General features: G+C 48.1%; 7 protein-coding genes. 1 reads left to right on the top strand and 6 read right to left on the bottom strand.

The genetic code is table 11. The features are described from left to right. The 4 genes from CWB98_RS20730 to CWB98_RS20715 form a co-directional block, all read right to left on the bottom strand. Positions 1–1,812: FimV/HubP family polar landmark protein (locus CWB98_RS20730; protein WP_283241220.1), on the bottom strand; the 1,812-nt coding region annotated here is incomplete at its 3' end. A 328-nt stretch (positions 1,813–2,140) separates the two neighbouring features. Next, positions 2,141–3,157: an aspartate-semialdehyde dehydrogenase gene (locus tag CWB98_RS20725; RefSeq protein WP_138546564.1), complete on the bottom strand. Its 1,017-nt coding sequence runs from the start codon at positions 3,155–3,157 to the stop codon at positions 2,141–2,143. 1 nt (position 3,158) lies between these two features. After that, a complete protein-coding gene (locus CWB98_RS20720; RefSeq protein ID WP_138546563.1) occupies positions 3,159–4,292 on the bottom strand; it encodes a 4-phosphoerythronate dehydrogenase in 1,134 nt (377 codons plus the stop codon). A 62-nt stretch (positions 4,293–4,354) separates the two neighbouring features. Beyond that, positions 4,355–4,645 carry a DUF6419 family natural product biosynthesis protein gene (locus CWB98_RS20715; protein ID WP_054016517.1) on the bottom strand — a complete coding sequence of 97 codons (291 nt, stop codon included), beginning with the start codon at positions 4,643–4,645 and terminating at the stop codon, positions 4,355–4,357. 209 nt (positions 4,646–4,854) lie between these two features. Between CWB98_RS20715 and fadE the strand changes: the two genes are divergently transcribed. Continuing rightward, entirely contained in the window at positions 4,855–7,305 is a 2,451-nt protein-coding gene (gene fadE, locus CWB98_RS20710; RefSeq protein WP_138546562.1) for an acyl-CoA dehydrogenase FadE, read from the top strand. A gap of 51 nt (positions 7,306–7,356) precedes the next feature. Here fadE and CWB98_RS20705 read toward each other — a convergent pair whose 3' ends face one another. Together CWB98_RS20705 and CWB98_RS20700 are read right to left on the bottom strand one after the other, a co-directional pair. Next, a complete protein-coding gene (locus tag CWB98_RS20705; RefSeq protein ID WP_138546561.1) occupies positions 7,357–8,433 on the bottom strand; it encodes a DUF6136 family protein in 1,077 nt (358 codons plus the stop codon). 7 nt (positions 8,434–8,440) lie between these two features. After that, entirely contained in the window at positions 8,441–9,022 is a 582-nt protein-coding gene (locus tag CWB98_RS20700; protein WP_138546560.1) for an ABC transporter ATP-binding protein, read from the bottom strand. Positions 9,023–9,062: the final 40 nt, after the last annotated feature.

Here is a 9,062-nt window from a genome sequence, read left to right as displayed (position 1 = left end):
GGCCTCGCTGGATGCCTCTTCCAGCAAGCTGTCTATGTCATCGGGCTCTTCTGCCTGTAAATCTGCATCAAGGGCCTCGCTGGATGCCTCTTCCAGCAAGCTGTCTATGTCATCAGAATCAATATCCGATTCTTCAGGGAGGGCATCGTTATCACCAGTATCCTGAGCCTGTTCAAGTAGGCTATCTATATCGTCGACGTCAAAATCGTCTTCTGCGATATCTGGCTCATCATCAAGTGCGCCATCGAGTAAGTCATCAATGTCATCAGCACTCAGAATACCGTCGTCTGTCGCTGCTCCATCAGCCGCTGGGGACTTTGGGGGCGACTCACCAACTTCATCTATTAAGCTATCAATGTCGTCAAGATCAAAATCTTCGTCCGCTGCATTTGCCTCGTCGGTATCAGCTTCTTCGAGACTTTCTTCGGCCAATTCTTCGCTTAGTGCGGCAAGTGCGTCATCACTGACATCCAGCGTATCGTCATCAGCCCCTTCGCTGACTTCGTTAAACAGGTCGTCAATGTCATCGGCGCTCAGTATGTCGTTATCGCCCGACGCTGCATCTGCGTCGACATCCAATGTAATTTCATCACCCAGACTGTCATCTGCTTCATCAAAGTTTTGTTGCAAAAACTCATCAAGATCGTCAGCACCTGACTGCTCGGCATTGACATCCGATTCATCGTCAAACACGATGTCATCGTTCAGCAAGCTGTCCAGTTCATCCTGTTCAAGCGTGTCATTGCCTTCTTCAAATGCATCATCGTCCAGACTATCAAAGACGATTTCATCATCTGGTAAAATATCGTCATCGAGCTGCACACCTTCGTTTAAGGCATCTTCACCACTGTCATGTGGCATATCCAGATCGAGTGGATCAGCGGCTGCGGCTGTTGCCGTTGCTGCCGCAGCAGGTGCAGGTGACTGCGGTAAAAATTCATCGTCTTCTTCAGCTTGTTTTGACTTGCCCTTACGTAAACGCATCACAACTGCACCAATAATCAGTAAGGCAGGAATGGTTGCCAGTAAGGCCACAATCAGAGGGTTGGAAAACAGCTTAGCGATGCTAAATTCGGCTTCTGCTTGCGCTTGCATTTGCTGCTGCGCAATCATTTCATTTTGCATGTCAATCACAGCTTTAAGCTGCTGCTGAATTTCGCTATCTCTGCCTAGCTGCTCCTGAACGTTTTTCAGTTCTTCGGAAATATTATTTAGTTTTTTCTCGAGTTCGTTGTTTTCCTGAAGGATCTCTTCAACGCTCCGTACAGAGGTTTTAAACTGAGTTTGTAAATCGAGCAGACGTGAGTCTTGCTCCATTTTGAGCGACTTGAGCTCATTGGTTAACGCTTCACGGGCTTCTTCGACATCAACTTTGCGCGCTTGTGTTACCCGTTTATCGGCAGCATCTATGGTGGCCTGGTCAAGCTTGCCATTTTTTTTGAGCTCCCATAGCTCATCGTCTTGATCAGATTTTTGACGCGCTAGTTGCGCATTAACACGGCGTATCTCAGCCAAAGTTGGTATTTTAAGGTAAGCGCCATCGCGCATATGGTTCAGATTGTTGTCGAGAAAAGCCTGTGGATTTTTCTCATATAAAGCCTGCATTACCTGGTAGATAGAAACGGAGTCATTGGGCCGAACTTTGTGCGCGATGCGCCATAAGGTATCTGTTGACTTTATCGGGCCAACTGAGCGTCCCTGAAGCCCCAGATCAACCCCTTTAGGACCTTTGAGAACGGTCCCGTCCTGGGTATGAACGGGCGCTGCAATTAGGGCCATTGCTAAGATACAAATAAAGGCTAAACCGCGCATGCTGTTCCTTTGTATACTATTCTTGCGCTGCCCTGACGGCAACGCGACTACTGAATTGTGCTTAATAGGGCTTGTGCAAGCTCTGTTCCAATTGCCAACTATAAACCAGATAACGGTGAATATCCATCGCCAAAGTATTGAAAATTAACATTCTTATCATGCTTTTTGGTGAGTTACCAATTCTTTATTTAAGCCTCTGAATACACTCAAGGATAGACGAAATACATAGACTTGGCGGATGAGAAGTGAAAAGTGGCAAGATACTGCCGTATGGGGACAAACAGAACAGGGATATGGGCCCGTACTTACTTCACAGGCCCGTCTGTCATTACAGATAGTGCGCGATTAGTTCTTCTGCAATCTGTACACTGTTTGTTGCGGCGCCTTTGCGAGTATTGTCAGATACAACCCACAGATTCAAACCATGCGGGTGCGAGATATCAGCTCTCAGTCGACCTACATATACAGTGTCGTTGCCGCTGGCGTCACTGACCGGCGTCGGATAATCCTGCTCATCTTCAATCAGCTCAATACCCGGAGCATCATTTAGCAGCTGTTTAATGTGTTCAAGATCGTAAGGCATGCGCGTTTCCAGGTGGATTGCCTCGGCATGACCATAAAAAACAGGTACACGAACGGCCGTCGGATTCACCATCACACTACTGTCACCGAGGATTTTTTGCGTCTCCCACACCATTTTCATTTCTTCTTTGGTATAGCCATTATCCTGAAAAGCATCAATCTGCGGAATGACATTGAAGGCGATCTGCTTAGTGAAAATCTCATTTTCCATGGGTCGGGCATTCATCAGGTTAGCAGTTTGCTTGGCCAACTCTTCGACCGCCTCTTTACCTGCACCTGATACAGCTTGATAAGTAGACACATTGATGCGGTCAATGCCATAGGCATCATAAATCGGTTTCAATGCCACCATCATTTGAATGGTCGAGCAATTTGGGTTGGCGATGATGTTGCGATTGCGAAAATCAGCCAGGCTGGCGCTGTTTACCTCAGGTACAACCAAGGGCACATCATAGTCATATCTAAAATGTGATGTGTTATCAATGACAACACAGCCCGCTTCGGCCGCTATTGGCGCATACTGTTCCGATACGCTACCTCCGGCTGAAAACAAACCTATGTGGGCCTGACTAAAATCAAACTCTGCCACATCCAACACAGTGAGCGTCTCACCGTTAAACTCAATTTCTTCACCCGCACTGCGGCTACTTGCCAGAGGATACAGGTTGCCAACCGGGAACTTTCGCTCGGCCAGAGTTTCAATAATTTGCTTGCCTACCAGCCCAGTTGCACCGAGCACCGCCACATCATATTTCTGCGACATATTATTCCTCATTCGAATTAATTACTTTAAAACCAAGCTGTTGTAGCTGCTTCCCACACTGAGGGGCATTTTGCACCGTCAAGGTATTGAACTCTCTACGCGGTGGGTAATTTTTGCGTAACATATCAAACCCCTGACTGTTGATATTATTTCGCATCAGGCCATCATCCCGGCGAATATCATAGACTAGATGGACAAGCCTGCCGAGTTCCAGTTCGCTAAGCGTATGCTCTGCAAAGCAGGATGTCAGAGCCGGGATCGGCAAGAACGACTCAAGCGACTTTGTGGCCGAAATACCCAGTTGGTCACACAAGGCCTGATACAACATTTGCGTTCCGCGGGCTTTCCCCTCAAGTGTGTGGCCAGCAATATGCACCGAGGCAAACAATGTATGGTCTAACAAAGGCATCAAAATATTGGGTTCATTTTCCCATACATCTAACACTAAATCGATTGCCTGCCCGTTCTCAAGCGCTTCTAACAAAGCCTGATTATCGATCACATCTCCCCGGCTTGCATTGATTACCAACATATCGGGCTTAAGCATCGCTATGCGTTCAGCATCGAGCATATGTCGGGTCTGATGAACACCGGTTTTAATCAAAGGCACATGGAAAGAAACCATATCAGCTTGCGCTAATAGCTCATCAAGTGGTATGTGCTGTGCTAAAGTCCCCGCTTCATAACGTAGCGGGTCACACAAGAGCAACTCTATACCACTTGCTGCTAGTTTATCGTGTAAGCATTGACCTATGTTGCCAACCCCGACGATACCCAGTTTTTTACCTTGCAGATTAATCGCCTTGTGCTGCGCATAGGCATACAAAGCACTGATCACATATTCAGCGACGGCCACAGCATTGCAACCAGGCGCGCTGGCAAAACCAATGTCGCGCTCGGCCAGTAACGACCTGTCAATATGGTCAACGCCAATTGTTGCGGTGCCAACAAACTTTAGCTTCGATGCCTCAGCCAAGAGTGTATGATCAACCTGAGTGACGGAGCGCGTAAGCAACACGTCAACATCAGCCAACTGATGCGGCGCTAAGGTGCGACCATCAAAGCGACTTACCTCCCCCAGATCAGAGAAAAACTCTTCCACCAGGGGCATATTCTGATCTGCAAGGATCTTCATTTATACTTCCCAAACGATACACGGACCCTTTATTGTACCGCAGCCAAGGCTCAGACAACAGGCTAACGTTTACTAACCCCAATACTAATAGCCGCGAACATCAGGCAAAGCAAAAACAGTACGAGTGCTTTAATACTTGGTTGTTCGGTTAGATTTATCCATGGGCTAACCAAGAACGCCTGAACATTGCACCAGGCTAAAAACATGGCAATGATACTGGCCCCCTGATACCCGTAGATGGCACACAAGACGCAACTGGCAAGATTAAGAAATACAGCAGGTTGATAAAGATGTGCTGAAAGCAGCATAGCGAAAAACGTCGCAGATGCGACACACAATGTTCCATATTGCATGACAATTCCCTCCTAGAATGATCTCTTCAACTATAGGAGCAATCTTTAAAATTACAAACTCATTACATAAAAACAACACCAATATGACCAACTCGCGAGGTAACTAAATAGCAACTAAAATGAAGATAAGATGCTTTTTAGGCTTGAAATCACTGGTCCAACAAGCTAGCCTAGCCAATGTGGTCAGACCTCTTACAAGGAATAACAACATGACACTTTTATTTACACTCGCTTTAATCGCATTGGTTAGCGCTGCCTGCTATCACCGTGCGAGCTGGAACACCTGCTTAGGTGTTGCTGCGGCGACGCTGCTGATCGGCACCTTCGCCGGCGCCTTTGGCGCATTTGCCTGGCTTATTTTCTTGGCCATCGCAGTTCCTCTATCAATGACAAATGTGCGTCAACAATATATCGTGGCGCCGTTGTTTAAGGCGTTCAAAAAAGTCACGCCTAGCATGTCTGAAACCGAAAAGTCTGCTATTGATGCCGGTACCACTTGGTGGGAAGCAGACCTGTTCTGTGGTAACCCTAACTGGAATAAGCTTCACCAGTATCAGGCACCACGTCTTACAGCTGAAGAACAAGCATTTATGGATGGCCCGGTTGAAGAAGTCTGTGCAATGCTGGATGACTGGGAAGCCACTCACGAGCTGACTGATTTACCGCAGGATGTATGGCAATACCTGAAAGACAACAAGTTCTTTGCCATGATCATCAAAAAGCAATACGGTGGTCTGGAGTTTTCGGCCTATGCACAATCTTGTGTGTTGCAAAAGCTAACCAGTAAATCGACTCTGCTTTCATCTATTGTAGGTGTACCTAATTCACTAGGTCCGGGCGAGCTGCTTCAACACTATGGTACTCAGGAGCAAAAAGATCATTACCTGCCTCGTCTGGCAAAAGGCGATGAGATCCCCTGTTTCGCACTGACCTCGCCGGAAGCGGGTTCTGATGCCTCATCGATCCCTGATTTCGGTATCGTCTGTAAAGGTGAGTGGGAAGGTAAAGAAACCTTAGGTATTCGCCTAACCTGGAATAAGCGTTACATCACCCTAGCCCCCGTTGCCACTGTACTAGGTCTGGCATTCAAAATGCGCGATCCGGATGGCCTGCTGGGTGATAAAAAAGAAATTGGTATTACCTGTGCCCTTATTCCAACCAACACCCCAGGTGTTGAAATCGGCCGTCGCCACTTCCCGCTGAATGTGCCTTTCCAGAATGGTCCAACTAAGGGTGAAGATGTTTTTGTACCACTTGATTTCATCATTGGTGGTGCGAAAATGGCAGGCCAGGGCTGGCGTATGCTGGTGGAATGTCTGTCAGTGGGCCGCGTAATCACGCTACCGTCTAACTCAACTGGTGGTATTAAATCTCTGGCGCTTGCCAGTGGTGCATATAGCCGTATCCGCCGTCAGTTCAAACTGCCTATCGGTAAGATGGAAGGCATTGAAGAAGCACTGGCTAAACTGGGTGGTTACGCCTATAGCAGTGACGCAGCAGTAAGCATGTCGACGGGCGCCGTTGACTTAGGTGAAAAGCCGTCTGTTATCTCTGCGATTTTGAAATATCACCTGACAGAGCAAATGCGTGATTCAACCAAACATGCAATGGATATTCACGGCGGTAAAGGCATCTGTCTGGGTCCAAATAACTACTTGGGCCGCGGTTATCAGGGTGCCCCAATTGCTATCACGGTAGAAGGTGCAAACATTCTGACTCGTAATATGATCATCTACGGTCAGGGTGCAATTCGCTGTCATCCTTTTGTTCTGGCTGAACTAAACGCCTGTACCATTAAAGACAAAGAAGAGGCGCTAAACAGCTTTGACCAGGCACTAATGGGCCATATTGGCTTTACCATTTCTAATCTGGTTCGCACCAAATGGCTGGCTCTGACTGGTGGTCGCTTCAGCAAAGTACCATTTAACGATGAAACAGCAGACTACTACCGTGCCGCAGCGCGCTTTAGTGCGTCACTGGCGCTGATGTCTGACATCTGTATGGCCGTATTTGGTGGCTCTTTGAAACGTAAAGAGCGTATTTCTGCGCGCCTTGGTGACTTGCTGAGTTATCTGTATCTGGTTTCAGCAACACTGAAACGTTACAACGATGAGGGTCGTCGTAAAGAAGATTTACCTTATGTTCAGTGGGCCTGTCAGGAACACCTGTACCTGTGTCAACGTGCATTGGCAGATCTTATCAACAACATGCCGTCAATGGCGCTACGTGGCTTGCTCAAGCTCGTATTGTTCCCATTTGGTCGTCCTGTGCGCAAGCCAACAGACCAAATGGAACACAAACTGGCGCAACTGCTGCAAACACCAAGCGCAGCCCGTGACCGCCTTGCCTCACACATCTACCTGCGTGATGAGCCGCTTAACCTGATTGGTAAACAAGAGCAAACCCTGAAAGACATCCTTGAAGTGGAGCCTCTGTTTGACAAAGTGTGTCGTGCCAAAGGTGAAAAGCTACCATTTATGCGATTGGATAAAGTGGCCGAAATGGGCCGCGAATGTGGTGCACTAAATAACGACGAAGCCAACAAGCTGGCTGCCGTTGAACAGAAGCGACTGGCCGTTATCAATGTTGATGACTTTGATCCGGCCGACCTGCTGGCTGGTAAAGCCAGAGTGGTTGCAAAAGACGCGAACGCCGCGTAACTTGTCTCGAATGTAAAGGCCAGCCATGCTGGCCTTTTTTGTTTCCCTGCCCTACAAAAACAACACTTTAATCATCATCAGCGTCACGCTGACACTGCCCCAGACAACAGCAAAACGCTGCGGATAGTGCTTTAGAGTCCATGTAAGGAGCGGACAAGTAGCGATTACCGACACGGTAAACAACTCGCCGTTTAGCAGCACAACCCCCGCAAGCCAGCTGATCAGGCATAATCCGTAGATCAAAGCGTTTTGGCTAAACTCAATTTGACCGTCAAGGCCCAGACTCCGCCAAAACCCTCTGCGCCCCATAACTTGTTTACTGGTATCCAAATACAAGCTGGACCACCACAACTGGTTCACCAGAAGTATCATCAAAGTATAGTAATGCAGCAGATCGGGCCGCTCATTAGCCATGATGACGCCCGCCCACAGAGCCAGAAATGATGCGCCTGCTCGCCACAACACCATCCAGGGGTACTCTTTGATGACATAGTACCAAAAGCTGACAGAACTAAGCTGAGGTTGAGGTGCCGCTAGTTTCAGCCTAGGCCTGACCCAATCCAGAGCGAGCCAAAGCACACTCACAGCAAGATATGTCTGAATATCCGGTGCCAGCCAGACAGCGACGAAAGCGACAAGCAATGATGAAAGCAATGTTTGCGGACGGTACAGCAATGCCAGCGCAAACAGCCACTGTGCCAGCATAAACCCTGGTAACTGCGGAGCCTGCCAGAGTGTCGCTGTGCCCATGCTCACACCGAGGAGCAAAGCTGCCGCAAATAGTACATGGCATACCAATAACAACAGCCAGTCAGCCGTAATCTGATGAAATCGGCTTCGCAACAGGGTAAGGTGATAAGCCCTGTGTCTGGCATCAGTAATGGCGGGCTTAATCGCCTGTAGCAGCAGACTTTGCAGTAACAGGAAACCAAATGCCACTTTCATCGCAACTTCGTGAGAGTCGAACGACACCAGCTTACCCAGACCAAAAAACACCCCAATGATCAGCTGAGGAATGAAAATGAAGAATAAGGTCACGAACATGAGTGAGAACTGCTGAAGCTGGCGCAACAACGCGGCCAGCGCAACACGAAACGCACGGTAGCGATACTGGTAATAATGTAACATCAGCACCTCACTCAAACAGAGGCTGAGTTACAAAGCCAATATCAATAAAGGGCTGAGGCTCATGGCAACTAATGATCACTTGTGCAGGGTGATGAATAAGCCAGCTTAACAACACATCAACGCTGGCATGATCTAATGCAGCGCTCGGTTCATCCAGCACCAGATACGGCGTATTTCGCATCATTGCATTGATTAGTTGGCACTTTTTCTGATTACCGGACGACAGCGCTCCGTAACGGGTATCCAAAAATGCTTCAAACTCCATTTGCCGGATCATAAGCTCAGGCCAGGGGCTTGCCCAGCTTTTAGCTGTCAATTGCAGTAACTGTCTGGCCGTCAGGAAATCAGGAAAGGCTATGGAGTCACTGGCCAGGGCTACGATTTGCTGCATGACCGGGTGTTGCTTGCCGTCAAACAGTACATCACCATGAAACGCATCATCCAGCCCGGCAATGATCCTGAACAGCGTGCTTTTACCCAGTCCGTTTGGCGCTTCGATACAGAGCTTCTGCTCACTTAGCACGGCACAATAGTTCGAAAAAACAGGGTCATGCAAATACACTTTTTTGAGGTGTTTTATTTCTATCATACAGGTCCTTGATATTTAACCGTTCCGATATTAACAAAAC

This window comes from Pseudoalteromonas rubra (genome assembly GCF_005887115.1).
In the GTDB taxonomy this organism is placed as follows: domain Bacteria; phylum Pseudomonadota; class Gammaproteobacteria; order Enterobacterales; family Alteromonadaceae; genus Pseudoalteromonas; species Pseudoalteromonas rubra_F.
Note: the sequence above shows the minus strand (reverse complement) of the source record. Positions and strands in the feature narration are given on the sequence as shown.